Annotated in this window: 29 protein-coding genes and 1 pseudogene; 18 read left to right on the top strand and 12 right to left on the bottom strand. The window is 29.2% G+C overall.

Annotated elements, in window-relative coordinates; genetic code table 11:
- Positions 1-31: 31 nt before the first annotated feature.
- From ACIQ56_RS02020 to ACIQ56_RS01990, 7 genes are all read left to right on the top strand, one after another.
- A complete protein-coding gene (locus tag ACIQ56_RS02020; RefSeq protein ID WP_397599414.1) occupies positions 32-466 on the top strand; it encodes an acyl-CoA thioesterase in 435 nt (144 codons plus the stop codon).
- Between the two features lie 35 nt (positions 467-501).
- Positions 502-912 (top strand): acyl-CoA thioesterase, encoded by a 411-nt coding sequence (locus ACIQ56_RS02015; protein ID WP_397599413.1) that lies wholly within the window; start codon positions 502-504, stop codon positions 910-912.
- A gap of 36 nt (positions 913-948) precedes the next feature.
- Entirely contained in the window at positions 949-1,776 is an 828-nt protein-coding gene (locus ACIQ56_RS02010; protein ID WP_397599412.1) for a transporter substrate-binding domain-containing protein, read from the top strand.
- Positions 1,777-1,804: 28 nt separating this feature from the next.
- Positions 1,805-2,596, top strand: a complete 792-nt coding sequence (locus ACIQ56_RS02005) for a DUF1028 domain-containing protein (RefSeq protein ID WP_397599411.1) — start codon at positions 1,805-1,807, stop codon at positions 2,594-2,596.
- A gap of 97 nt (positions 2,597-2,693) precedes the next feature.
- Positions 2,694-5,357 (top strand): valine--tRNA ligase, encoded by a 2,664-nt coding sequence (locus ACIQ56_RS02000; protein ID WP_397599410.1) that lies wholly within the window; start codon positions 2,694-2,696, stop codon positions 5,355-5,357.
- A 55-nt stretch (positions 5,358-5,412) separates the two neighbouring features.
- Complete coding sequence (orn, locus tag ACIQ56_RS01995; RefSeq protein WP_397599409.1) at positions 5,413-5,928, top strand: oligoribonuclease; 516 nt, start codon at positions 5,413-5,415, stop codon at positions 5,926-5,928.
- Positions 5,929-5,979: 51 nt separating this feature from the next.
- Positions 5,980-6,309 (top strand): NINE protein, encoded by a 330-nt coding sequence (locus ACIQ56_RS01990; RefSeq protein ID WP_397599408.1) that lies wholly within the window; start codon positions 5,980-5,982, stop codon positions 6,307-6,309.
- Between the two features lie 39 nt (positions 6,310-6,348).
- Here ACIQ56_RS01990 and ACIQ56_RS01985 read toward each other — a convergent pair whose 3' ends face one another.
- Entirely contained in the window at positions 6,349-8,571 is a 2,223-nt protein-coding gene (locus ACIQ56_RS01985; RefSeq protein ID WP_397599407.1) for a cation:proton antiporter, read from the bottom strand.
- A gap of 254 nt (positions 8,572-8,825) precedes the next feature.
- Positions 8,826-9,338, bottom strand: coding sequence for a hypothetical protein (locus ACIQ56_RS01980; protein ID WP_397599406.1), 513 nt, complete (start codon positions 9,336-9,338; stop codon positions 8,826-8,828).
- A 659-nt stretch (positions 9,339-9,997) separates the two neighbouring features.
- Here ACIQ56_RS01980 and ACIQ56_RS01975 point away from each other — a divergent pair.
- Entirely contained in the window at positions 9,998-10,885 is an 888-nt protein-coding gene (locus tag ACIQ56_RS01975; protein WP_397599405.1) for an oxaloacetate decarboxylase, read from the top strand.
- Positions 10,882-11,676, top strand: a complete 795-nt coding sequence (locus ACIQ56_RS01970; RefSeq protein ID WP_397599404.1) for a sulfite exporter TauE/SafE family protein — start codon at positions 10,882-10,884, stop codon at positions 11,674-11,676. Before ACIQ56_RS01975 ends, ACIQ56_RS01970 begins: the two co-directional genes overlap by 4 nt.
- Before the next feature lie 317 nt (positions 11,677-11,993).
- On the opposite strand, the gene ACIQ56_RS01965 is transcribed toward ACIQ56_RS01970, so the two are convergent.
- Together ACIQ56_RS01965 and ACIQ56_RS01960 are read right to left on the bottom strand one after the other, a co-directional pair.
- Positions 11,994-12,521 carry a hypothetical protein gene (locus ACIQ56_RS01965; protein WP_397599403.1) on the bottom strand — a complete coding sequence of 176 codons (528 nt, stop codon included), beginning with the start codon at positions 12,519-12,521 and terminating at the stop codon, positions 11,994-11,996.
- The gene (locus ACIQ56_RS01960) at positions 12,514-13,101 is read right to left on the bottom strand and encodes a hypothetical protein (RefSeq protein WP_397599402.1); all 588 of its coding nucleotides are present in this window, start codon (positions 13,099-13,101) and stop codon (positions 12,514-12,516) included. Before ACIQ56_RS01960 ends, ACIQ56_RS01965 begins: the two co-directional genes overlap by 8 nt.
- A gap of 275 nt (positions 13,102-13,376) precedes the next feature.
- Between ACIQ56_RS01960 and ACIQ56_RS01955 the strand changes: the two genes are divergently transcribed.
- Complete coding sequence (locus tag ACIQ56_RS01955) at positions 13,377-13,964, top strand: TetR/AcrR family transcriptional regulator (protein WP_397599401.1); 588 nt, start codon at positions 13,377-13,379, stop codon at positions 13,962-13,964.
- Positions 13,965-14,263: 299 nt separating this feature from the next.
- A pseudogene (locus ACIQ56_RS01950) lies at positions 14,264-14,815 on the top strand (type 1 glutamine amidotransferase domain-containing protein); the annotation flags it as partial.
- A 25-nt stretch (positions 14,816-14,840) separates the two neighbouring features.
- On the opposite strand, the gene ACIQ56_RS01945 reads toward ACIQ56_RS01950, so the two are convergent.
- From ACIQ56_RS01945 to ACIQ56_RS01935, 3 genes are read right to left on the bottom strand one after another with little or no spacing between them, the layout of a single operon-like run.
- Positions 14,841-15,233 (bottom strand): hypothetical protein, encoded by a 393-nt coding sequence (locus ACIQ56_RS01945; protein ID WP_397599400.1) that lies wholly within the window; start codon positions 15,231-15,233, stop codon positions 14,841-14,843.
- Entirely contained in the window at positions 15,115-15,831 is a 717-nt protein-coding gene (locus ACIQ56_RS01940; RefSeq protein WP_397599399.1) for an FAD-binding oxidoreductase, read from the bottom strand. The genes ACIQ56_RS01945 and ACIQ56_RS01940 overlap by 119 nt, the downstream gene beginning before the upstream one ends.
- 26 nt (positions 15,832-15,857) lie before the next feature.
- The gene (locus ACIQ56_RS01935; protein WP_397599398.1) at positions 15,858-16,223 is read right to left on the bottom strand and encodes a group 1 truncated hemoglobin; all 366 of its coding nucleotides are present in this window, start codon (positions 16,221-16,223) and stop codon (positions 15,858-15,860) included.
- 228 nt (positions 16,224-16,451) lie between these two features.
- Between ACIQ56_RS01935 and ACIQ56_RS01930 the strand changes: the two genes are divergently transcribed.
- Complete coding sequence (locus tag ACIQ56_RS01930; RefSeq protein WP_397599397.1) at positions 16,452-17,396, top strand: substrate-binding domain-containing protein; 945 nt, start codon at positions 16,452-16,454, stop codon at positions 17,394-17,396.
- A 130-nt stretch (positions 17,397-17,526) separates the two neighbouring features.
- On the opposite strand, the gene rpsT is transcribed toward ACIQ56_RS01930, so the two are convergent.
- Both rpsT and rpsP read right to left on the bottom strand, forming a co-directional pair.
- Entirely contained in the window at positions 17,527-17,799 is a 273-nt protein-coding gene (gene rpsT, locus ACIQ56_RS01925; RefSeq protein ID WP_397599396.1) for a 30S ribosomal protein S20, read from the bottom strand.
- A gap of 143 nt (positions 17,800-17,942) precedes the next feature.
- Entirely contained in the window at positions 17,943-18,251 is a 309-nt protein-coding gene (gene rpsP / locus ACIQ56_RS01920) for a 30S ribosomal protein S16 (RefSeq protein ID WP_397599395.1), read from the bottom strand.
- Positions 18,252-18,482: 231 nt separating this feature from the next.
- Between rpsP and ACIQ56_RS01915 the strand changes: the two genes are divergently transcribed.
- The 3 genes from ACIQ56_RS01915 to ACIQ56_RS01905 are packed head-to-tail and all read left to right on the top strand — an operon-like array spanning position 18,483 to position 20,604.
- Positions 18,483-19,172: a hypothetical protein gene (locus ACIQ56_RS01915; protein ID WP_397599394.1), complete on the top strand. Its 690-nt coding sequence runs from the start codon at positions 18,483-18,485 to the stop codon at positions 19,170-19,172.
- A 36-nt stretch (positions 19,173-19,208) separates the two neighbouring features.
- On the top strand, positions 19,209-20,210 hold the full coding sequence (locus ACIQ56_RS01910; protein ID WP_397599393.1) for a universal stress protein: 1,002 nt from the start codon (positions 19,209-19,211) through the stop codon (positions 20,208-20,210).
- Positions 20,211-20,268: 58 nt separating this feature from the next.
- Positions 20,269-20,604 (top strand): HPF/RaiA family ribosome-associated protein, encoded by a 336-nt coding sequence (locus ACIQ56_RS01905; protein ID WP_397599392.1) that lies wholly within the window; start codon positions 20,269-20,271, stop codon positions 20,602-20,604.
- Between the two features lie 53 nt (positions 20,605-20,657).
- On the opposite strand, the gene ACIQ56_RS01900 is transcribed toward ACIQ56_RS01905, so the two are convergent.
- Genes ACIQ56_RS01900 through ACIQ56_RS01890 form a run of 3 tightly spaced genes read right to left on the bottom strand, consistent with a single transcriptional unit; the run spans position 20,658 to position 23,026 of the window.
- A complete protein-coding gene (locus ACIQ56_RS01900; protein ID WP_397599391.1) occupies positions 20,658-21,773 on the bottom strand; it encodes a rhomboid family intramembrane serine protease in 1,116 nt (371 codons plus the stop codon).
- Complete coding sequence (locus ACIQ56_RS01895; protein WP_397599390.1) at positions 21,743-22,000, bottom strand: hypothetical protein; 258 nt, start codon at positions 21,998-22,000, stop codon at positions 21,743-21,745. The genes ACIQ56_RS01900 and ACIQ56_RS01895 overlap by 31 nt, the downstream gene beginning before the upstream one ends.
- A gap of 15 nt (positions 22,001-22,015) precedes the next feature.
- Positions 22,016-23,026, bottom strand: coding sequence for a hypothetical protein (locus tag ACIQ56_RS01890; RefSeq protein WP_397599389.1), 1,011 nt, complete (start codon positions 23,024-23,026; stop codon positions 22,016-22,018).
- A 172-nt stretch (positions 23,027-23,198) separates the two neighbouring features.
- Between ACIQ56_RS01890 and ACIQ56_RS01885 the strand changes: the two genes are divergently transcribed.
- Genes ACIQ56_RS01885 through ACIQ56_RS01875 form a run of 3 tightly spaced genes read left to right on the top strand, consistent with a single transcriptional unit; the run spans position 23,199 to position 25,371 of the window.
- A complete protein-coding gene (locus ACIQ56_RS01885; RefSeq protein ID WP_397599388.1) occupies positions 23,199-23,504 on the top strand; it encodes a hypothetical protein in 306 nt (101 codons plus the stop codon).
- On the top strand, positions 23,498-24,127 hold the full coding sequence (locus ACIQ56_RS01880; RefSeq protein ID WP_397599421.1) for a 50S ribosomal protein L11 methyltransferase: 630 nt from the start codon (positions 23,498-23,500) through the stop codon (positions 24,125-24,127). The genes ACIQ56_RS01885 and ACIQ56_RS01880 overlap by 7 nt, the downstream gene beginning before the upstream one ends.
- 47 nt (positions 24,128-24,174) lie before the next feature.
- Positions 24,175-25,371 (top strand): hypothetical protein, encoded by a 1,197-nt coding sequence (locus ACIQ56_RS01875; protein ID WP_397599387.1) that lies wholly within the window; start codon positions 24,175-24,177, stop codon positions 25,369-25,371.
- The last annotated feature ends 420 nt before the right edge of the window (positions 25,372-25,791 follow it).

Here is a 25,791-nt window from a genome sequence, read left to right as displayed (position 1 = left end):
TATTTGAATTATAGTTGAAAATGGATGGTATATGGAAAAAATAATATATAAAAATGAGAAATATTATCAAATTCGAATTGGTGATTTAAATTATGGTAACCATCTTGGTCATGATAAATTAATTACGATAATACATGATGCTAGATGCTCTTTTTTTGAAAATTATGGTTTTAAAGAATTATCTATTGGTGAAGATAATGTAGGTTTGATCGTAAATGAAATAAATTTTAAATATAAATCTCAACTTTATTATTCTGATAATATTAAAATAACTTCTAAATTTTATGAACTATCTTCTGTTTCAGTTAAAATGGAATCTGTAGTTAAAAATATGGATAATGGAGAATTATCCGCTTCTGGATTCATTAAGTTGGTGAGTTTTAATTTTAAAACAAATAAAATGGTTAAATTTCCTGAAAAATTTATTGCACTAATAAAAGAACATTTAATAGTTGAAAATTTTTGATTATTAAAATGATAATTTTAGAAAGAATTCTATTTATGGACTTAAACTTAGAATGGTTATTTATTGAAAATTTTAAATTACGTTGGTCTGATATTGATGTTTATGGTCATCTAACAAGTCCAAGATATATTGATATATCTATTGAGTCTAGGTCAATTTATTTAAATCAAGAAATTTCATATTTTAATAATTTGCAAGTAATTACTAAAAATTTAAATCTAGATTTTAAAAAATCAATATATTATCATGATCCCTTAATTCTTAAACTTAAATTATTGTCTATCTCGAATGCTTCTTTCGAGCTTTTAACCGCATTTTACGTTAATGACACTCTTCATGCAGAGGTGATTACAAAATTGGTTGTTTTTGACAAAGAAAAAAATAGATTAATTAAAGTTCCAGAAATGATTAAAAATAAATTGCATTCAAAAAATAGTAATCTATAATTTATCTGTAGTATAATAAATTTATTTGAGGCCATTATGAGTGTAATTCATAAAAAAACTTTATATTCTAAAATCGTTCATTTCATCTCTCTTTTTTTTATCTGCAGTAATGTTCATGCAATAGATAAAATATCTATCAAAGCCTGTGTTGATGACAAACCTTTATTTCCTATGGCTATGTTTGATAAAAATAAGATGACAGGCATTAAATTTGATTTGATAAATTTAGCGATAGAAAAATTAAAAAAGAACCGCCTTTTAGATATTGATCTAAAAATCGAACAATCACCTTGGAAAAGATGTTTTGAGGATATTCGAAACGGGAAATTAGATTTGATTATTTTAGCAGCATATACAAAAGAGAGAGAAGAAATTTTAGACTATCCTGAAGGTGCGAATCATGAAAAAGAGCCTTGTTCTTGTAAATTAATGGCTATATGTGATGGTTATACTGTTATTACTACAAAAAATAATCCTTTTGAATATAAAGGGGATCCTAAATTAATTCCAAGACCCATTCGAGTTAGTTTAGGATATTCTGTTTCTGATCATTTAAAAGAATTAAATATCCCCTTTGAAAACTCATTTGATAGTGATAAAGCAGTTCAAAAATTATTAAGTGATGGCGAAGGATGTGTATTAGGAAATCTTCACTATGCGGAATTTAGTGTGAATTTTAATAAAGAATTTCATAATCTTTTAAAATATTCTAAAAAGCCATTTCTTTTTCGTTCTTATTATTATCCCATATCTAAAAAGTCAAAATTAACAGAAGAACAAAAAAAACTTATATGGAAAACCATTGCAGAGCCTGTAAATAATCCAAAGGCAATGAGAAAAATACTCGAAAAATATAGAAAATAACAATTAAATAATTGTCCTAAGGAATATTATGTTAAAATTATTATTTTCTTTTATGATATTGTTTTTTAATCGATCTATTTACGCTACATTTTCTATGGTTGTAATTGACAAAGAAACTAATCTTTCTGGAGCTGTTTACGCAACTTGTATTGAAGAAGATATTACTCTTACAAATGAATTAATTGATTATGTCTTATTTAATGGCAATGGTTTTGGAATTATGATAACACAAGGATTAATTGGAAAACAAAGTCTTATATGGTATAATACGGCAGAACATATTATGTTTCAAGATGAGTCTTATTATTCAGCAGATTTTATTTTACAATATCTTTCCTCAGGTGATTTTGATCCTTCTTACCAAGATAGACAATATCTGATTGTAAAAAAAAATATAAATAAACAATTTACTTCAGCTGTGTTTACTGGCAGCCAAGTTCTAGATCAAAAGTATAGTCTCGTTGGTGAAACAAATCGTTATGTTTATGCAATTGCTGGGAATATGTTAAATCATATAAATGTAATTAAATTAATGGAAAAATCTTTTTTAAACACAAAAGGATCTTTAAATGATAAGTTAATTCAAGCAATTTATGCTGTTTATAAAAATAAGGGATTGGGCGATATAAGATGTCAGAATTTAAATACAACTTCAAATATCGCTTTTTTAAGAATGTATAATAATATTGACATTAATTTGAGTAAAATAACCAACAATTGTTTTATAAATACAAAAACTACTAATAAAAAAAATGAAAAAGATGCTGTAAATGAACTTTATAAAAGGTACAAAAAAATAGGCTGTACTCATCAACAATAGAAATAAATTTTGAATAAATTGAAATTCTTTTATAAGTTGTGTCTAATTTTATTCAGTGGTAATAAAAACGGGTATGTTTTAAGCAAAGGAGCCGCCCGTGACAAAATTTGAAGCTTTTACCAAAGCCTTCGAACCTTCTCAAGCAGAAGCAAAATTACGTAACTATTGGAATATAAATAATTTTTATAAATCTTCCCGCAATCCAGATAAAAAGCCTTATACCATTGTGATGCCTCCTCCAAACGTCACGGGTGACTTAACAATGGGCCATATGATGTTTACCCTCCAAGATATTCTTATTCGTTGGCACAGAGCGAAGGGATATGAAGCTTGTTGGATTCCTGGAACAGATCACGCCAGTATTGCTACTGAAGCTAAAGTAACAAAAATGTTGGCGGATCAAGGTATTTCTAAAAAAGAAATCGGTCGTGAAAAGTTTTTAGAACACGCATGGGAGTGGAAAGAAAAATACGGTGGACGTATTGAAGACTATTTAAAAACTTTAGGAATTAGTTGTGATTGGTCTCGTAATACTTTTACAATGGATGAAAAATACTCTGCCTCTGTTACTAAAGGTATCGTAAAATTATTTAAAGATGGACTTATTTATAAAAGTCATAGACTTGTAAATTGGTGCCCTGTTAGTCAATCTGTTATTTCTGATGAAGAAGTCAATCCCGAAGAGCGCAACGGATCTTTATGGCATTTGCGCTATCCTATTGAGGGAAGTTCAAACGAATATATTATTGTGGCAACGACCCGTCCTGAAACTTTGTTTGGAGACCTTGCTGTTGCAGTCCACCCAAGCGATGATCGTTATTCTCATTTAATAGGAAAAAATGTTTTTGTTCCTATTTGTAATCGTAAAATCCCTGTGATTGCAGATTATTTTGTAGAAAAAGAATTTGGAACTGGAATTGTAAAAATCACGCCAGCTCATGATATGAATGACTTTGAAGTCGGTAAAAGACATAAATTAGGTTTATTAAATATTTTTCATCCTGATGCGCGTCTCAATGAAAATGCACCTGAGTCATATCAAGGTCTAGATCGCTTTGTTGCTCGTAAAAAACTGGTATCTGAATTAGAAGAACGTGGTCTTGTTGAAAAAATACAACCACATAAACTTGTTGTCGGAATTTCAGAGCGTGGAAATGTACCAATTGAATACTATTTAAGTGAGCAATGGTACATTAAAATGGAAAAATTAGCGGATATGACCTTAGACGCAACACGCTCTGGGCGTTTAAAATTAATACCAGCACACCAAGAAAAAACATGGGAGCATTGGCTCACAAATATTCAAGATTGGTGTATTTCTCGTCAATTATGGTGGGGACATCGTTTGCCAATGTACACATGTGATCAATGTAATCATGTGCATTGTGAAGAAAAGGCTCCTATTAAGTGTGATAAATGTGGTCACAATAAATTAACACAAGATCCCGATGCTCTTGATACTTGGGCAAGTTCTTGGCTATGGCCTTTTGGTGTTCATAATTGGGCGAATCCTTCTGAGCAAGAAAAATTAGATTTAGAATATTATTACCCAACAAATGTTATTGTTACGGGAGCTGATATTATATTCTTTTGGATTGCAAGAATGGTAATGGCAGGCGAGTATTTTACTGGTGAAACTCCATTTAAACATTGTTACTTTACACCTATTGTACGCGATTCTCGTGGTAGAAAAATGAGCAAATCATTAGGAAATTCTCCTGATGTTGCTGGCATAATGGCTAAATATGGCACCGATGCGATGCGTTTCTCACTTGTGAATCAAATTGTTACGGGACAAGATATTTATTGGAGTGATGAGTGTTGTGAATTAGGTAAAACATTTGCAAATAAAATTTGGAATGCAACACGGTTTTTAACTATGAATGCAGAAAAATTTAATGTTGATCCGTCTAAAATTTCATTTGATGATTTAAAATCAAGATCAGACGATGCGATTATGGGTTGGATTACAAGCGAGTTTTTTGATGTCGTTAGAAAAGTTCATGATAATATTTCTCGCTATGAATTTTCTCAGTACTCAAGCTCTATGTATGAATTTATTTGGATGACTTATTGTGATTGGTTTGTGGAGTTATTAAAACCACGTTTAGCAGATGAAAATAATAAAAAATTAGCTAAAGAAACATTGACCCTTGCATTCCAAATATTTGATGGTATTTTGCGGATTATGCATCCAATCATGCCTTTTATTACAGAAGAAATATGGCAACAATTAAATCCATCACATCAAGGAAAAACAATTGGGTTTGAAAAACTCCCTGAGTCAAGTTCAAATATGATCGATGAAAATTCAATTCATCACATGCGTGAAGTACAGGCAGTTGTTATTGCTGTGAGAGCAATAAGAGGGAAATTTAATATTCACCCTGCTACGGAACTCACTGTTTATTTAAAAGATTCACAATCTCGTTTTGGTAATTTAACTCCACAAATGGAAGCTTTAGCAAAAGCTAAATTCAATTTTGCTACAGAACAAAAAGGATTTTGTGCGCCTTCTCTTGTAAATGGATCTGAGCTTTTTGTAAGTTTGGAAGGTTTGGTTGATAGACAAGCAGAAAAAGAGCGATTGCTTAAAAAAATTGAAAAGGTAACAAACACAATATTAGGTGTTGAAAAACGCTTAAGCAACAAAGAATTTACCAATGGAGCTCCTGCCCATATTCTTGAAGGTGCCAAAAAGCAGCTTACTGAAAATCAAAAAGAGCTTGAAATGTTGCAAGAATCTTTGAAATTACTTTAAGATAAAAAGAGAGCTTGTATGTTCTCTTTTATTTTTTTTTATGGAAAGATGATTAATGAAACATTTATTTTGGCTAGATATGGAAATGTCTGGTTTAGATCATACAAAAGAGCGAATTCTTGAAGTAGCTCTTTTAGTGACTGATTCCTCTTTGAATATTATCAAAGAGTACGAAACAATTGTTTTTCAAGAGGATGGTGTTTTAAAAGGAATGGATTCTTGGTGCACTGAACATCATGGTAAAAGTGGTCTAACAGCTAAAGTACCTCATGGTAAACCTGAGGCAGAGGTTGAAAAAGAACTCATAAAAATAATAAAAGAATTTTCCCCTTCTGATCGTGCTTTACTTGCAGGTAATTCTATAGGACAAGATAGAAAATTCATTGATCAATGGATGCCTGATTTTGCGAAAACGTTACATTATCGCATGTTAGATGTTTCTAGTTTTAAAATTTTGTTTGAAGGTATTTATAATAAAAAATATAATAAAAAACATAAGCATCGAGCTGTGGATGATATTATTGAATCAATTGAAGAATTAAAGTTTTATATGCAATATATTAAAGTATAATTTTTAACACTCCTTTCTTTATTTTTTATTTGTTCTTACAGGAAATAATATATGGAAAATATTTTATATAAAGATGAAAATAGCAAATACTGCTCTGACTGCGGGAAAATAATTAAATTGAGAGCAGAAATTTGCCCAAGTTGTGGTTGTCGACAAGCTCTTTCTTTAAATTTAAATGGAAAAAATAGGATTGCTGCTGCTTTATTTGCTTTCTTTTTAGGTTCATTCGGTGCACATAAATTTTATTTAGGTAAAATTTGGCTTGGTGTTTTGTATTTGATTTTTTCATGGACTTTCATTCCTAGTGTTATTTCCTTAATTGAAGGAATTTTGTTTTTAATTATGTCTGATCAAGATTTCAATTTGAAATATAATAGATAGTAATTTTCAATTTTTTTTTTGATTTTAAATCACTTCCATTTAAATATTATTTCTAATAGATTCAAGCATTTGATTTTCGCCAACAATCCAAAGGATATCATCTTCTTTTAAAATAGAGTCGGCCTTTGGATTTTTAATTCGAACATTTTCTCTTTCAATTCCAACAATGGTGCATTGATAGTCTTCGCTAATTTTTGTATCTTTAATTAAAATTCCGTTTAAATAAGATTCCTTTTTAATAATAAATTTTTGTAAACAATAATCAATAACTTCTTTTGTTTTGCTGTTCTCTTTTGTAGACTTTTCTATTTCTTGACGAAGTTGTTCAATTTCTTCATCGGTTGCAAAGCATAATAAAATATCACCTGGAAATATAATTTCTTTAGGTTTTGGCGAAATAAAAGAATTTTCTTCTCTTAAAATTCCTACTATATTTATTCCATATGAATCTCTTAAATTTGATTCTATAATTGATTTTCCAGAAATAAATGAATTATTTGGAACATTTATTTCTATTAAGTGAGCATCCCATGGAGCTAATTTACTATTCATATCAGTCATTTGTTTTGAGGATTCTTGATTAAAATTAGATTTAAATTGAGTTTCAAACCAAGCGTAATATTGCGAAATTTGTCTTCTAAAGAATAATAAAAATATGAGAGATGCGATTATGACTATAGAAACAGAAATAAGTGAAGGAATAAAACTCAAACTTAAAGAACCAATAATTAAAATAGTTATAATTCTACTGATAAATAATACAAGTGCTTTAATACGAAGGCTTTTTTGAGTGGAGAAATCATTTGGATTGCATTGAAATGTATTGAGCATTGCCCAAGTACTAGGAGCTGCAATTAAAAATGCAGTAATCCAAGAAAATAATTTTGATAATTTTTCAGACTCTACATACCCATTTATAAAAGGCTCAAATTTAACAGAAATAATAGAATAAATAGTAATGATTGCAATTAAATTTAAAAACCATTTCATTATTTTTAAATTAAATGTTTTTTGTTTTTCTTCGATAATACTAAATTTTTGAAATCGATTGATATAGCTATTAATATAATCATTTATTTTTTTTGGAATTTTATTTTCAACTTTTTGCGAAATATTTACCGATGCTTTAATTAAATAGGGTGTTGTAAATGTTGTTATGATAGATGCAGTTACAATGATTGGATATAGTTTATCATCAATTACTTTAAAACTAATGCCAAGGGTAGCAATGATAAATGAAAACTCACCAATTTGTGCTAAACTAAAACCTGTTTGCAATGCATTCGGAATTCTTTGTCCAGTTAATATGGAACCAAAAGTTACTGATGTTAATTTACCGAAAATAATCACAGCAGAAATTAATAAAATAGCTCCTAAATTATTTAAAATAGCATTGGGATCTAATAGCATTCCAACGGAAACAAAAAAAACAGCGCCAAAAATATCTTTTAAGGGTTCTACTAAATGCTCAATTCTTTTTGCCTCTGGACTTTCTGCAATAATAGATCCCATAATAAAGGCACCAAGTGCAACGGAATAATTAAAATAGGATGCTAAAGCGACAAGTCCTAAGCATAAAGCAATTGCAACAACGACTAACATTTCACTATTATTTTGTTGCCCTACTTTTTTAACAAGCCTTGGTACTAAAAATATTCCAATTAAAAACCAGGCTCCAACAACAACAGCGAGTTTTCCACCTGCAATTAATAACTCAATTCCATTAAAACTTGATGTTAAAGAAATATTGGTAAGTGCAACAATCATTAATATAGCAGCAAGGTCTTCTACAATTAAAATTCCAAAAACCAATTCGGCAAAACGTTTCTTTTTTAATCCAAGTTCTTCAAAGGCTTTTATTATGATTGTTGTTGAAGAAATGGCGATCATGCATCCTAAAAAAATAGAATCCATGTTCGTCCAGCCTAATAACTTAGCTGTTGTAAGACCTAATGTAATCATAACAATAATTTGAATAATTGCTGTTCCTGCGGCAGACACTCCGACTTTAGCTAATCGACGAAAGCTAAATTCAAGACCCAGTGCAAACATAAGAAAGATGACACCAAGCTCTGCTAAAGTTTTAAGGGAATCGACATCGACAATGGAAAAAAACGGATGAGTGTAAGGACCAACAATGATACCAGCAACAATATATCCTAAAACAACAGGCTGATTTATTTTCCGAAAGACATAAGTAACAATAGCAGCAACTCCTAAAATTACTGCTAAATCGATAATGAGTTGTGGTATATGATTCATTTAATATCCTTTTAATTTCAAATGAATGGAATTTTCCTAATTCATTTTATTCAAAAACTATGTTCTAGTATTGCACACAGAAAATTGAATCAAAAGGATAAAAATAAAATTAATACATAAATTTTTATATGATAATTTATGAATTCATTCAAAAATTGAAATGAAATGAAATGAATTCATTTAGAAATTAATTATAATGTTTTTCCATTTAAAGGGAGAATTTTTTGATTTAAAACGCTTTCAAAACATTCTTTTTAACCGCTTCCGCTAGGTGCTGAAATTGTAGTTCCATTTGGAGTGACCATAGATTGATTGATGATATTTAATGTTTTTGCGCCAAAGCTATCCGCTACATTGTAATAAAATGTAATATAACCATTTTCTTTGAATTCAATTTGATCTTCAGATGTTTTAGGAGCCCATGTATTCATAGCTCTTGATCCACCATAATCACGATATTTTCTGTGGCATGAAAATTGTACTGTTGCTTGTCCACAGCTTGCATCTGGGCAAGAAGCGTCTGATATCATCGAAGTAATATAAGAAGATGGGCTAATAAAAATAAAATCTTGTTTTGAATGATCATCCGAGTAAGCCCAATTGCTAACATGATCATAATATGATGTCTGCCATCCATTATTTACTTCTTGGTTTGGATCTATTTTTGTGACTATTTTGTTTTGAATATCGCTATAGTCTGCAAATGCCGTCATGGATAAAATACTAAAAAATGAAGTAAATAGTATTTTTGATAAAATGTTTTTCATATAAAGACCTTTGTGGTATTTTAAGAAATTAAAAGAATAACATAAAAGACAAAATAATTTGTATTTTATTGTTTAAAACAAAACTTATTTATATTAATAAGTCAAAGATTAAATATAGTGAAAATTTTTAATGATCAAGTCTTTTTTAAATAGAATTAACTAAATTTTTAATTTTATTTATTTTTTTAAATATTATTAATTATTCAAAATTTAATGGGGTTTTTTTAATTTTATTGGAGTATTTTGTGAAAAAATTTCTTGTAAGTGTGATATTTGATGCTTTCATGGCCTTGTTAGAAATAAGGAATAAAAATAAAAACTCTGTTTTTTGATAAATGGAAAGTAACAAAATTTTATATAAGGATTTTAAAGTGAGTATTATGTCTTTGGCTACTTCTATAAAAATAGTTATATGATATAATATTATCTTGATTCAATTATTTACTATTAATATGAGATATCATATTAATATTATCTTCATGCTTTTAAATTAAATGAATTTTCTCAAATTTTATTTAATTGTTAATTTAAATAATACTGTTTTTTTAAAAATAAAAATATAATGGCTTGGATGAAATTCTAAATTGACATTCATGAATTGAGTGTATATGCTGTCAAAAATCAATAAATTAAATTAACAATTAAATAAAGGAATAAAAATGATGATTAATTATCAACATTCTGGATCATTATTATTAAAATTTTTAGAGGAAGGATCATTACTAGTAAATGTTGGAGTTTATGATGCCGCCTCTGCTTTAATTGCATCACAATTCCCAGAAACAAAAGGTTTATTTGTAAGTGGTTTAGGTTATACCTATTCCCAATTTGCTTGGCCCGATGTGGGATTAATTAATTCAAATGAAATTATTAATGCGGCAAAAATTATTCGCTCAAATAATCCAGATATATTTTTAACCTGTGATATTGACTCTGGATTAGGAGGGAAAGAACAATTAAGAAGAACCTGCACAGAATTAAAAAATTTAGGAGTCTCTGCTGTTCAATTAGAAGATCAAACTTTAGATGATAAAGTTTGTGGTCATATTCCAACGAAAGTAGTTCGACCATTACAAGAATCCGTAGATCGTCTGTCCTTAGCTCTTGAGGCGTCCTATCCTATGCAGGTTATTGCGCGAACAGATTCTTCTTTTAAAAATGAGGAAGCGTTTAATCGATTAAATGCATTTATTAGCGCAGGCGCTCAAATTGTAATTGTTGATGGAATAAATGAATTAGAGTTAAATGAAGTAATTCAATTTGTGGATAAAAGAGCTTTTATTATGGCAAATGTTGTCGATGGAGGAAAATTAAAACAACATTCTGCAAGTTATTTTCAAAAGCTTGGTATTTCAATTATGAATTTAAGTGCTCCTTTATTGTTTAGCTCAATTTTTGCAATGAAACAAAGGATGGAATGTATGGTTAAAAATAATTGGGAAAATAAATCAAGTGAAAATATTACTCCTCTTTCTGAAGTTAATAAGCTAATGACAGAAAATTATAATTATTTTATTTCAAATAATAGAAAGAATACATTTGTATGATTGAAATTTTTTATTTACTTTTATTAGGCTCGTTTACTGGAATTCTAGCAGGATTGCTTGGTATTGGTGGAGGTATTATTCTTGTTCCTACTTTATTGTGGGTTTTTCAAAATCAACCGCAAATAAATCAAAATCATTTAATGCAAATTGTTTTAGCAACTTCACTAACTACAATCATATTTACAGCCATTTCTTCCATTCGTGCCCATCAAAAAAGAAAAGCAATTCAATGGAGTTTAGTTAAAAAACTAGCCCCTGGAATGGTTTTAGGTACTTTATTAGGAGCCTTTGTCGCAAGCTCTTTATCAAATAGTATTTTGAAAATTATTTTTGGAGTTTTTCTTTTGCTGATTTCTCTTCAACTTTTAATTCAAGCAGAGCCAAAAGCAATGAAAGAATTTCCAGGTAAAATTGGAAGTGGTTTGAGCGGTTTTTTAATTGGAAATATGAGCGCTTTAGTTGGAATTGGCGGAGGATCTTTGGTTGTTCCCTTATTGCTTTGGTTCCGTATTCCAGTACGTAACGCTATTGCTACATCTGCTGCTTGTGGATTACCCATCGCTTTAGCAGGTGCATTAGGATATGTTTTAGTTGGAATAAAAAATGGGCTTGGCTTTACAGCTGGGTACATTTATTGGTCTGCTGTTTTTTCAATTGTACCCACTAGCCTTTTGTTTGTTCCTTTAGGTGCAAAACTTGCACATTCTATGCCTGTTGGTGTTTTAAAGAAAATATTTGCTGTATTTTTATTATTAATTAGCTCAAAAATGTTAATAAGCAATTTATTATAATTTTTTTTTTGAAGTAAAAATAATAAATGAAAAATTCAATTCATTGATAATACCTATTACAATTATTATATATACCTATAATGATATTATAGATTTTAATTCTCATTAAATGATAAAGTTACCTAAATTTATATCTTGACTCATTTTATTCACAATTCATTTAATATCGTTCTTTCATTTTTGATTTATTTAAATGTAATTATGAAATAAATAGAATACCAATATTTATTTACCTTAGATTTTTGTTAATTTAGGAAAATTGGTTTTGGTAATCACATTTTAATAGTTGGTAAGTTTTGTCTCTAATAATGTCAGATTTATTCCAATGTAGCTTCAAACATACTATTGGGATTAGCTTTAACCGTCATATTTTCTATTGAAAAGTCAAAACCTCTAAAGGATAATGCTTTATATTTTCTGTTTGGATAAAATTGATAATCTGAATTGTCACCCTTAAATATAAATGTAAAGGGTTTTGATGTTTCATAGAGTATTGCTTCAGCGTCTATTTCTCTCATTGTGATAATTGCATCATCAATTGTGAGATAAGTTGTTAAAACTCTATTATTATAATCATTAAGTTTTGTCTTAAAAGAAGCATCAATTGTATATGCATCATTTTTATCTTTGTAACAAAAAATTTTAAAAGGAAAAGCATTTTGTCCTTCGGGAAGTTTTATATGAATTTCTAGACAAATATCGAGGATTTGCTTTTTAAGTTCATCAAGATTTAATTTATTAGAAATTGTTTGAACCAATATGCCTGCATGAATTGGAATAATTTCTACTTCAAAACATCCAGTAGCATTTTTGATATTTTCTTCCCAATTTTTAAAATCAGTCATTTTGTTCTCCAAACAAATTATTTAGAGCTTTATTTTCTAAATTATTTAAAGCATCTAACAATTCTTGACTCTTTACTTTCCAATTTGTATTTTTTCTAGGATCTTTATCTAAATAATAAGGATCTTTATAGCGTTCTTCTTGCCAATTAATTAAATCATCGGTTGCATCAGTAAATTGGGCATAAATTTTTGAGTAAATTCCTCTATTAAATTCTTCAAATAAATCTTTTATAGTGGATTTTAAAGTTCTAAGATCGTGTTTAAATTCTTTAGCAGGTAAAAAATCCTCTTTTTGTTTCTTGTAAATTGATTCAACAATTATCCAAGATTGCATTTTATTATTACTAGTTCCAAATATATGGGTTTTTAAAGAATTAAAAATTCCTTTTAATAAACACTCAGAAGCTATTATCAAGGATAAATAGGAATCTCTATATAAATTACCCATAAAAAGATTTTCCGCAACCTTTTTATGGGACTTATATGCCTTCAAGTAAGATTCTTTTGGGTTGGATTCATTTGGTTTTAACTGATTAATTTTTATAGGATATAAAGGAATTGAATTTGAATGATGGTTCAAGATGTTCTTCCCTATTCATTAGGTCAAGAGTTCATATAAACTACAGGTATTAGTCAATATCATATTTTGAATTTAGATATAAGAAAGGTGCAGAATGTTTATTTCAATCAGTTATTTCTAATCCCCCCTCCTCCCCCAAAATTCCCCCACAAAATCATAGACCTATAAAATATATTTTTTTATGTTAAAAAAAATTTGACTTCTTTTTAAAAGAAGCGTACAAACCATTTAGTCGGTAGACTGAAGAGTTCCTAACAAAGTTGGAGAATGGATTGATGAAAAGGCTTGACGAGTTATCTCCTGTAGCGCACCGCATCTTAGATGCCGCAGAGCAGTTGATACAGCAAAACGGATACAACGGTTTTTCTTACGACGATATTTCTCGTCAAGTAGGGTTAAAAAAGCCAAGTATTCACCATCATTTTCAAACAAAATCAGGTTTGGTTTCGATGGTTGTTGAGCGTTACACTTTTCGATTTAAAAACTTGTTGGAAGAAATAGATTTAAAAAACCTTTCAGCTGTTGATAAACTTAATGGTTATATCAAGCTTTTTAGTAAAACGTATGACACAAATCGCAGGTTGTGTGTTTGTGGAATGCTTGGTGCTGAGTCTGATATTTTGCCTCAAGAAATTGTGATTGCTGTTGGTCAATTTTTCGAATTAAATCAAAATTGGTTGGCAAAAATTATCGAATTTGGGGTCAAGTCAAAGGAGTTTAAATTGAATTTAAATCCATCCAAAGAAGCTCTTTATCTTCTTTCTTCCCTGGAAGGGGCAATGGTTGTAGGGAGAGGCGTTGGTTCCGATGACACCTTAAGGGATGTTGCTCAGACGGCTTTTAAGTCTATTGTTTCAGGTTGATGCGATTTTTTTAGAATCTAAACAATCCAACTAGTTGGTAGTTTTAGGGTAAAAGTGATTCCAAGCCATAATGGGTTCACTTCATGTGTTTCAGTTTTTTGTGTTCACGCTTTTATTTTAATTATTTTTCATCAAAAAGATGAATTAGGAGAATGTTATGTCTAAGAGAATTTTAATGGTTTTAACTTCACACGAAGATATGGGCTTAAGCGGTAAAAAAAACAGGTAACTGGTTTGATGAAGTAGCAACACCATATTATTTATTTAAACAAGCTGGTCATGAAGTTGTTCTTGCATCACCAAAAGGAGGATCTGCACCAATCGATCCGTTTAGTTATGATGAGATGTTTATGACAGAAAACACGCACAAGTTTCTAAAAGATCCTGCTGCAATGCGCGATTTATCAAACACATCTGTGTTACGTAATATCAATTACCGTTCTTTTGATGCTGCGTTTTTCCCAGGTGGATATGGACAACTATGGGACTTAGCGAATGATTCTTTTGCATTGCAAATGATTCAAGATCTTATTTACACAAATAAACATGTTGCATTAATTTGTCATGCTCCTGCTATTCTTCGTGATGTTAAAAAACCAAATGGGGAGCCTCTTGTTAAGGGAATGAATGTAACAGGGTTTTCAAACTCGGAAGATGACGAGCTCAGTTTATCTAAACATTTATTGTTCCAATTAGAGACTGCTTTAAAAGAAAAAGGTGCAAATTACCAACGTTCTGAAAAGAATTGGGTTCCAAAAGTGGTTGTAGATGGTTACTTAATTACAGGTCAAAATCCTGCGACTTCCCCATTTATTGCTAAGACACTAATTGAGCAACTTGCAAAAGTTTAATTTGTTTCTTTAAAAGAGATTGAGATTAAAAATCTGAATCTCTTTTTTTATTTTCTACAAAGGCATCGGAATGAATTGAATTTAATTCGGCATCTTGTAAAAAACATTGTTGTTCCATTTCTTTAACAAATTCTTCACTTCCACAAATAAAAATTTCCCAATTTGATAAATCTGGAAATTTATTTTCAATTAAATTTTGGATGGATTCTTTTTGTACTTCTTGATTATGATCGTCAATTTCGAGTGCGCATGGATAAAAATTTAAATGATTATTTTTCTTTTGAAGTTCTTTTATTTCTTCAAATAAATATAGCCCCGAAGAACGAAATGAGCCATGAATCAAATGAATTTCGTTTTCGTGTTTTTGAAAAAGAGCATCTTTTAATATGCCTAAAATGGGAGAAAGTCCTGTTCCCACAATAATAAGTAATAAAGGTTTTTTGTTTGCATTTTAGTGTATAATAACAGTAGCCATTAGGTCCTGCTATTTTAAGTCTATCTTTTATTTTTAATTCGTTAAAAATCCAATTTGTCATCATACCATGAGGACATAATTTGATATGAAGTTCTAAATCTGCTGATATTTCGGGATGGCTTGCTAGTGAATAACTTCTTGAAATGTTCTTATCATTTATTAAATTAATAAATTGACCTGGCTTATAATTTAAAGATTCATTGCATTTTATAATTAATATTATAATATCTGCTGTTTTTTTTATAATATTTTTTATTTCTGCATCATAAATTTTAGAATAACCAGAGGTGGAATCAATTTTTATATTTTCTGTTGGCATGCAAATACAAGGTAAGAAATTATTTTCTTCTATTTGATTTTCAGATAATCCTTTTTGGCTTTCTTTTGGAATATTTCCTTCTACTACTTTCATGATGCAGCTTTGACAAATTCCATTTTGACAAGAATAAGGAATAACAGAATCATTTTTTAATAAAGTATTTAATACGCTGTCATTATTATTTACCAAGAATTTTTTGTTATTATATTCTACTGTAATCATTTTTATGCTCACAATATTATTTATTATTATTTTCCTAAAACGTCATTTTTAGCTGAGGAGGCTGTTGTAATAATTTGTTCTATTATTTTATTTGGTACTTTTAGATCTTCTAAGGTACTTGTTAAATGTTCAATCACAGCTTCAAAATGATCTGAATTTAAACCTCTTTTTACTAAATGAGCGTGTCCAGTTCTGAGGTCTTTCCCTGTGTATTGATTTGGGCCTCCAAATAGCATAGTAAGAAAACTTTTTTGTTTTGCCATTTGCTGTTTCATGTCTATGTCCTTAAAATACTCATTAATTCTTTTATCTTTTAATATTTTTTTATAGAAAATGGCAACTGCGGCGTCTACAGCGGCTTCTCCGCCAATCTCTTGATATATGCTATTCATTTGAGCTCCTTTCATAATACCCCTATAACATGTATTTAAAATACATGTTATAGGGTGGCTCGTCAATGGATGGGTTAAAAAAATTGACACCCATTTTGTGATATTCAAAAAATCACTTTTATTTTATGCAATATGTTTATTCATGTTAGAATCATCTATGTAAATTATGATTATTTATTTAAGTTTTGATTTTATTTTAAAATTTTTATATTTGGAGGCATTTATTAAATGTGGAGTGATATTAAAACAAAATTTAAATTAATTTTTGTTATATCTTTATTTATTTTTTCATTAAATTGTTTTGCTAAATCAAAATCTAAAATTGTTGTCATAGTTAAATCAATAAAGAATGAATTTTTTAAAGAAATGGGGAAAGGAATTGAAGAATATCAAAATAGTCATAGCGACGATATGGAAATTATTTTCAAAGGAATTCAAAATGAAACAGATTCCGATTCTCAAATTCAATTTGTAGAAGACTCTATAAAACAAAAAGCCGACGCTATTTTAATTGCTCCTGTGGATTCTTTTAAAATAATTCCTTCTTTAATCAAAGCAATGAATCAAAAAATTATTGTCATTAATATTGATAATAAAATAGATGATAGGGCATTAATTAATAAAAATATAAATATTCCCTTTGTTGGCCCAAGTAATTTTAATGGTGCAAAAGAAGTTGCGATGGAATTAGTCCATAAAAAATTAAAGCCCGGTGATTCTGTTGGTATTATTGAAGGACTTTCTTCGTCTGTAAATGCGAAATCACGTAGTGATGGATTTCGTGCAGCAATGAAAGATGCAAATGTAAAAGTAGAAGCTGTGGTTTCAGCTGCATGGGAAGAAGATAAAGCCTTTATAGCTGCAAATGAGCTTTTAAAAAAATATCCCGCCATAAAAGCATTATTATGTGGCAATGATAATATGGCCATTGGTGCCATTAAGGCTATCGAAAAGCTTAATTTAAAAGGAAAAGTAGAAGTAGTTGGTTATGATAACATTCCAAGTGTTCGGCGTTATTTAGATTCTAGAGAATTGTTTGCAACAGTAGATCAATTTTCTGTTCTTCAAGCAATTACCAGCATTGAATTGGCTGTAGGGGCTATAAATAAAAATTTAAAACAATCCGATTTACCAAATATTTTAAAAACAAAAACGGGAGTTATTTCTAAATAATCAATTTTTAAAATTTATTTCATCATCTATTTTGTTACTTTATATTGAATTCATTTGCGATTAACAAAAAAAATCCCCTCTTTGAAAAAATTTCACAAAGAGGGGATTTTTAATAAAGGAAACAAAACGCTTACTGAGCGTTGCGTGCCTTATTTACAAAAGCATTTAATCTACTAATACGGCGTGCCATATTATTTTTGTGGATTGTGCCTTTTTGACGTGTTTTTGCAATTGCAGATTGAGCGTCTCTTAAAAGAGCGTCAATTTGAGAAAAGTCTTTCTTTTGAACAGCATCAAGTACTTTTTTTACTGATGTTTTCATTGTGCTCATATTAGCACGGTTGCGAAGGCGACGTACTTCAGTTTGACGAGCGCGTTTTTCAGAAGAAACATGATTAGCCATTGAAAAGCTCCATAATAAAATAAGTATATGCTGCTAAAATAAAATAAGTGTTACTGCATATACTTGCATGAACCAATTTAACACTTAAAGAAATCTATTTAAGAGCTATGGGTACTTAAATAGACAATAAAAAAGAAACGAAATTATCCTTGGCTCTTTGCAAGAGCGCTTAAGTCAACTTTCTTAATTTTAAGAAGAGTTGCTACGGTATCTGTTGGGCGGCAGCCTACTCCGTACCAGTGAGCCATTCTGTCTGTTTTGAGTTCAACAATAGAAAGCTCAGTCATTGGATTATAGTGTCCTACGCGCTCAATAAAACGGCCGTTGCGCGCATTACGAGAGTCTGTAACAACAACGTGGTAAAAAGGACGACCTTTGCAGCCAAAGCGTTGAAGTCTAAATTTTAAAGCCATATGAGAACTCCTTAATGGGCTAAGCCATTTATTGGGCACTTGCTGCAGAGTTGCGTGTTGAAAGCACTATTGCTTACAAAGAAACCTCGCACAGGGTGCATTGCTAGTAAAAGCTGGGCTAATTTTTTGCACAGCAATTGCCTCTGATAAAATCTTCTACAAGAAATGTCAAGAAAATAAGGATAATGCTCTTTTTTTAGAAGAAAGGCCAAATAAGTTTGGATAGATATTAAGGTTTTGTTATGATTGCAATAAATTGAGGAAATAACAGTGCAATCCGATTTTCTTTTGCGAGCCCTTTATATAACAAAAGATCCCGACATAGGACCTCTTCTTGAAGCTGCTTTGAGGCGATGCGGAGCGAAAAAAATATTAGGATGCAAAACCGTAAGTGAAGCTATTGATAATATTATAGATAAAAAATTTCAAACTCATTTTGTCATAGAGGATGTAACTGTCTTTGAGCAGTATCATTTTTTCCCTATTCAATTTATAAATTCTTGTAAGAGATTTAAGGTGCCTCCTCCTTGTCTGGGGGTGTGTGAAATTAAGGAAAACTTCGATATTAATTTATTAAAATCAGGTCGTTATGTGGACTATATCCCAAAGCCTTTAAATGAAAGTTTTTTAGAACAGAGGATTCGATCTTCTTTTCAAAAAAGCTATCAATATCAGTCAGGGAGTATGTTGGTTGAAGTGATTGAATCTTTGATAAATAAAAAAGACAATGAAAAAGCTTATTTATTGCTGCTGCCTGCTTTAGCAAGGAAGCCAAATAGCCCTGAGCTTATCATTTTACTATCAAAAGTTTTTTTTGAATTGAAAGAAATTGCTTTTTCGGAGCTTGCCGCTCGTTATTTAATTAGTAAAAATAAGAATGATGTAGCCGCAAAAAATATGCTTGCAAAGATACTGCTTTCAACAGGTAGAGTAAAAGAAGCAAATAAACTAGAGTTATGATAAGATAATGGATAAAATCTCAACAGGAGATGTATTATGCAAATGATAAAAAAAATTCTTTGTGTTACAGATCTATCGCACATCTCTAGAAATGCCGAAATCGCTTCTTTGCGTTTAGCGAATCTTTTTGATTCTGAACTCACAATACTCAGCTGTGGAGAGTATTATTCACATATCCCAAATAATTATTTTGATGAAAATGTTATTCAACCACAAACCGATTTTCCACACACAGAAGAATACATAAAATTTTTAGAGCAAAAAAAATTAGAAACAATAGATCATTTTAAAAATATAATAAGAGAATTTAATCTTAATTTACCAGAAAATATTATTTATGAAATTAAACTAGATAATGAAGTAACAGCAACAATGGACACCATTGAAGAAAAAAGTTATTCTTATGATTTAGTCATTGTTGTACGACAGCAATATAATTTTTGGGAAAGAATCTTATTTGGTTCGCCGGCTATAGAAATATGTGAAGAAAGTCAAATTTCAACTTTACTCATTCCAGAATCAGAAAAATGGATTAACTGGATACCAAATGGAATTATTGTTGCATCTTCTTTGACTGAAGATAGTAAATTAGCTGAAAGCTATGCTTCGGAATTTGCTTCAAAATCGAGTGGTGATTTATCTATCTTACATATTATAGACACATTGAATTTACATTTTGATTTAAATGTTTCTCATATTTTTCCAATTGATTATGTTCCTTCCCAAGTTCAAAAAGAAACAATTGATGAAATAAGAAATCAAAGACTTCAAGAAATAAATAAAATACAAGAAGAAGTAAAAAATGAATATAATCTAAAAAAAATCACTACTCATATAGATATTGGGAGAGTTGGTGATGAAATTTTAAATTATATTAAAAAACGTGATCATCATAATTTGCTTGTCATAGGGGCAAGTGGGGGAAGTGCTTTAAAAAGATTTTTTCTAGGAAGTAAAATTTCAGCAATTGAAGAAGCTTGCACTATTCCACTATTAATTGCGCAAAAAATAACCAACCAAAACTTCCAAAAAGAGTAGCATAAAATAAAAAATTCAGATATGGTTCCTTTAGACCTCATTGGATAAAGGAGTGTTTATGTCAATACAAGTCGCTGCCCATGGATTCGAATTAACTACAGCTTTAAAAGAAGCCTGTGAAGCAGAAACAAAAGATAAACTTCATGCAATTGCTTTAAATAATATAACTACCAAATGGACATTATCTATACAAAGAGAAGAACAAATTTCCCATCTTATTTGGTCAGATGGAACATTTAATGGTAACGTAACAGTAAAATCTTCTGACATGTATAATAGTATTCATCAATGCGCTAAAAAAGCATTGGAACAAATGAAAAAGAGCCATGAGAAAAAACAAAATCATAAGGGCAGTAAATTGGTCCACGCCATTCCTGTGAATGTAAATGATTAAAAAATAAAATAATTATAAATTTATAAAACTACTTTTCTTTTTTGAAAGGTAGTTTATTTTTTTTGTGTTGAATTCACAATATTTAACATTTCATTTAATCCATTATAATCACTTGCTAAGTAAAATGATTCTAAAGACTGAATGGCATAATCATTTTTATTTATATTTAAGGTAAAGGCGCATTCAAATAATTTACCCGAAATTTCAAAATATCCTAATGTCATAAAGAGTTGGGCTGGTTTAGAACACATTTTTTCCTGTTCAAGGGTTATTGCATTTAAATTTGGGTTGTTTTTTGCAATTATATCTGCATCAAGTGGTTTATTTGCTTTTGCTAAAGCTATCGAATTTTGAATAAACTCTTTCGTTTTATTTGAGGTAAATTCTTTAGAACCAAAGTTGTTTAAATTCATTTCAAGCAATACTTCATATAATTTATATGCTGGTAAATAAAAATTATTTTTGTGCAAAAGCATTGCATTATTTAAAATTGTATTTGGATTTGTTTCTTTATTTTGATCAACTAAAATAGATTTATACTGATTTAACTCCGAGTTTTTTAAAAAAAGAGTTTGATTTTGAGCAGCTTTTTCTATTGCTAATCCATAAAACTGTTGATATTTTTTTACTTTAAAATAAGACATTAAAAATAAAATATTAATAATGATAATAGCAATATAATATATTTGATAGTTTTCTAAAAATTTCTTTTTTAATTGAAGAGCTGTTTTTTCAGATAAAATAATTTTTAAATTCCATTTATGCCTTGTTGTTAAAGCAAAACCAAATAGTATTCCAGCAACTGAGCCTCCTAAATGAGCAGCCCAATCAAAAATAGAATTATTAAATAAGCCAAAGCCAACATTTAAAACAACATTAAAAAGAATGATTTTTCCAAGCTGCATATTTGTTTTATTGCATTTAAGCTGGCTTGCAATTTTTTCTTCGTATTTTTGAATTATATAAAGGCAAAAAAGAATTCCAAATAAACTTCCTGATGCTCCTACAGATAGCATTGGTATTAAAGCAAAACTACATATATTTCCAGAAATACCTGCAATAAGATAAAGTAAAATAAAATTTTTAAAACCGGCGAGGTATTCAAATATTCTTCCAACAGACCAAAGGCCAAACATGTTTACGACAAGGTGAAGTAAATTTGCCTGCATGAAGATGGGAAAAAAAAACGATGGATTTGTCCTAAAGAAATAAGACCATTTTCTTTAGCTCCAAAAAGGACTAAAGTATCGTATCCAGGACCTTGAATTAATTTTTGTAAGGAAAATTCTGACTGAAAACAAAGATAAAAATAAAATAGGATATTAATTAATATAAATAAAGTAGTTCCAAAAGCATTTTTTCTTGAGAAAATGGATTCAATTATTTTAGTTGGCATAAAATATCTTTCGAATTAATAAGTTTCTTTCCGAGCTTGAAATTGTTGGTCTATTAAATTTACAAAAAATTCTTGAACCTCCATATTATTTGATGAATAAGCCATTTCTTTCATGTTTGCAACAAAATATTCGATAGGTTTTGTGTTGCCATGATACCATGCATAAGATAAACTATTTGTATTTAATGAACTAATTTTGATTGTTTTATTAAAGTACCGCTCCAAAAAATGAGGAGAAATTAAATTTTCTGGAAATAATTTACAATAATTTGTGAAAATGAATTTCAAATCATGTTTAGATAAAATATCATAAATGGCAGAATTCATTAAAAGTCTTTTTCCAATATACAATCCTAATATAAAATTAATGAGAAACTTTGACTTTTCAATTAATAAAATTTTATCGGTAAAATTCCAACGAAAATAGTATGCAGGTAAAATTTCTTTTATATTACTATGAATAGGATTATTATAAAATCCATAATAGACTTCATTTCCCGAAGTGTTTTTAATTTCAATTTTATTTTGTAATATATTTCTATTAAACCCTCCTAAAACGATTCCTCTTATGATATGTAATTTTATATTTTTATTTAAAGTGTTTTTTAATTCGTTTAAATGATCTAAGTGAATGATTCCATTATTTAAAAAAACAAGATAAACATTTTCAATAGAGTTGCAATGAATTAAAATTATTTTAATATATTCAAAACTTTTATTTATGAATTGAGGGGGTAAACAAACATAAATTATAATATTTTTTTCAATAAAATTTGGATAAATATGATCTAAATTATGAGATAAAAAAAACTTTGGAAATTTTTGAAAATGAGTTTTTTGATTTTGTTTTTGAATATATATTGGTAAATTATGAATCGAGTTTGAAATAATATGCGTTATAGAATGTCTATATTCAAGTAAAATACGATCCGCTAAAAAAAGTCCTAATGCACCAGCTCCTATTATCACTCTTTCAAATTTATTTTCAGAATGTTTTGTATTTTCAATAAGATTACCTGAAAACACTTTTTTTCTCCATAAAAAAAGGATAAGGCTGATTAGGTTACAAAAGAAGATGATTGAAAATCGTCTTCTTATTTTAGCTATATCATAAATATATTAAAATATGACATAGTAAGAATGAGACTTATAAGTATTTGAATTTTTTATATGTAATGCTATGGAAAGGAAGTCATTTATGGCTGAAAATAAAGTAATCTGTTATGAGCTTGGAATTTTTATTGAGGAGGAAAATAAAGATCTTCTCGCCTCTATTCTAGGTGAATTAGGAATACACGACTTTGTCTTAGGCTCGCTCGATTGTGACATACCAGCTGAATATAACCCTCAAATGCCTAAACCCGATTTTTATTCTGAACTTGCAAATGACATTCCTGCAATTATATATAGCGAAGATAAAGAATACTTAGAGTCTGTAAAGAGTTCCTTGGAACATGTTTTTAAAGCAATAAACTTTAAATATAATGAAAAACCTTTATTATAAGAGAAATAGCAGATCAAAATTGGAAAGAAAGTTGGAAAGCATCTTTTAAGCCCATTTTAATTTCGGATCAAATTGCTATTTTACCTCCTTGGGAAAATGCAAATGAGTTTCCTCAATTGCATAAGATTGTAATTAATCCTGGAATGGCATTTGGTACAGGACAGCATGAAACAACTCGTTTATGTCTTGAAGTCATGCTTAATTATAAAATGCCAGAAACGGTTTTAGATGTAGGAACAGGGAGCGGAATTTTAGCTATTGCAGCAAAAAAACTAGGAGCAATCCACGTTCTTGGTAACGATCTCGACCCCGATTGTATGAGAATTGCCCATGAAAATGCGGAAGTAAATGAGACCCCACAAATTAAATTTGTTAATATCCCAATAGAACAAATCGAAGATAAAAATTTTGGAATGATTCTTGCCAATATTGAGAGTAAACCATTAAAAACTGTGGTACCTTCTATTTGTGAGCACGCAAAAAAGAATGGTATTATTATTTTATCAGGTATTTTATCCATTGAAATAGATGAATTTAAAGAATTTATGCAAAATGAAAATGTACGCTTTATTTTAAGTAAAATAATGGGAGATTGGTGTTCCTTAGTATACGAGAAACTGTAAAATAATTCTTCAAGTTCCTTTATTTAAATTCAAATATAGGAAAATAAATGACTAAAAATCAATTTTTTGATGTTATTATAGTTGGTGCAGGGGCTTTTTCTTGCTTTAGCGCTCTATTATTAAAACAAAAAGGAATGAATGTCGCTCTTGTTTATTCCGAAAATACATCTCCTATGGACTCCTTTTTACAGTCTTTAAATACATGCTGGCCTTCCTTAAATGATCCACCTACACGCGCAGAAGTTGCTCATGGTCATGATGTTGCTTTTTACCTCCATGAATTTTGTATAAAAGGACTTACCTACTTTAAAGAAACGTTATTACCCTTAATTGAAGATCAAGAAAATTGGGTAAGAGCGGATTGTTTTCGTATTGGAATGAAAGACTTTGAGGTAGAAGAATTACTTGATGCTTTTCATTTAGGGTTTGGACTAAAAAAAACAACGGATTCAAAAGCTTTTAAAGAAGAAAAAAGTTCTTTAATTTGTCTTAACAGAAAAATTTTTCAAGAAAATATAATAAAATCTTTAATTAAAAATAATGTCACTTTAATTCCTTATGAAGCTATAAAATTAGAAGAAAGGCAATCTAAATGTATCATAGAATTAAAAAATAATAGCATTATTGAAAGTGAAATTGTGGTATTAGGAAGTTCATTGAATATATCTAAGATTATACCTAAATTTCAATCCATATTAATTCCTATGAGTGATTGTTTATTTGAGTATGAGTTAGATAATCTTGAAAAAGTTCAGTTTCATCCTTTTAATTTTAGAGCATCAAACGGACACATTTGTGCTTCTGTGTTTCATCATAAAGATAAAATAAAAATAAAATTATCTGGTCCTCGCTTTTTATTACCTGGGGCTGGTGCTGGATTAGATCTAACAAAAAAAGAAATAGACAATAAGATTTTTCAAAATATAGAAAAATATCACAGAGAATTTGTTTTTGGTTTAATAGCAAATTTAATTTCGAGTCAGAATATATTTTTAAATCAGCCTGTAACTTTAAATTCAAAAAAAGTTTTAGTCGATTGTTACCCTTGTGATGAGCTTCCTCTTTTGGGTGAATATGGAAAATTAGGCCGTATTCTAGGAAATTCAGGATGGTTAGCTACTGGTTTGTCCTCTGGGGCATGGGCTTCGCATATCATATGCGAACTCATATTAAATGAAAAGAGTTCTGATCTTCATTCTAGACTTCATCCAAGAAGGCTTTTTTCAAAGTTTGTAAATACTTAAAAAACACTTTTTTAATATTGAATTTATTGATATATCTTTAAAATATAATTTATAAATTAAAATATTGACAATATTTATTAAAAAAATATAATGAATTTGGATTATTGAGACATTAGGATTATTGCTTACACTCATTTTTTTTATATCGGTTTTTAAATAGGTTTATTTAATAAATCTGTTTAAAAAAATTGTTATATTTTGATTCAATACATAAAAGAAGTAATTTATTTTATTTAAAAAATTAGTACTATTCGTCTAGACTTAATAAAAAAATTTTATTAGTTAAAAGTAATATTGATCCTAACCCCCATTTCAAGTTGACACTTTTCCATCATGAAAAGGAGAGTCAATGGATAAATTAGCAGAGCCACGAAGGCGCTTAGGATATTATGAAAAGCGAGCAATATTAGAGGAACATTT

Source organism: Silvanigrella sp. (assembly GCF_044369315.1).
GTDB lineage: Bacteria > Bdellovibrionota_B > Oligoflexia > Silvanigrellales > Silvanigrellaceae > Silvanigrella.
The sequence above is the reverse complement of the archived record's forward strand: the minus strand, read 5'-3'. Positions and strand labels throughout refer to the sequence as shown.